General features: G+C 57.0%; 1 protein-coding gene. It reads right to left on the bottom strand.

Going from position 1 to position 738, the window contains the following annotated elements:
* Positions 1-500 (bottom strand): reverse transcriptase domain-containing protein (locus tag P0D89_RS53650; RefSeq protein ID WP_459252695.1); only part of this gene is annotated, 500 nt, incomplete at its 3' end.
* Between the last annotated feature and the right edge of the window lie 238 nt (positions 501-738).

Here is a 738-nt window from a genome sequence, read left to right as displayed (position 1 = left end):
TAACTGGCGAGGTCGCCCTCGATAACCCAGCGACCTGAGACACTGTGTTCGCCACCGTCTTGTAGCTGAAGCTTCACCGTGCGAATCGCGTGATGAACACTACGGGCCGGTCTGAAGCCATACGAAGCCGGATGGAAATCGCTCTCCCATATCGGCTCCATCGCCATCAGCATGGCCCGTTGTACGATCCGATCCCGCAGGCTCGGAATGCCGAGAGGCCTGAGCTTGCCATTCGCTTTGGGTATATACACGCGTCGCGCGGGCAGCGGACTATACGAGCCCGCCAACAGTTCTTCGCGTATCGTCGCCAGTTCATGAGGGAGATATGCTTCCATCATGCGCTTGTCGACACCATCCACGCCCGGCGTGCGGGCTCCGCTGGATGCCAGCGTGATACGAGCCGCCTCGCTCAGCCAATCCCTGTCGGCAATCAGTCTCAGGAGTCGATCAAACTTGCGTTCTTTGTTCTCCGTCGACCATATCGCCAGTTTGCTTTGCATTTCACTGATTATCAAAGGTCTTCACCTCACTATGGTCAGTTAATCAACCCAGCAAACCACTTCAACTGCCTCCCTTCGCCATGTAGCCGGTTTTCCCGACCTCGGACTACTACGGAGGCTCCGCCAGTCTGCACGTCATCGGGGGCACACTCCCTTGGCATCCGTGCAGACCTTCCCCAGTTCACATGCTGGACTCAACGCATGAGCGAGGTTACCTGTCGCAGTCTTTATCCTTGCT

This window comes from Paraburkholderia sp. RL18-085-BIA-A (assembly GCF_046027075.1).
Classification (GTDB): Bacteria; Pseudomonadota; Gammaproteobacteria; order Burkholderiales; family Burkholderiaceae; genus Paraburkholderia.
Note: the sequence above shows the minus strand (reverse complement) of the source record. Positions and strands in the feature narration are given on the sequence as shown.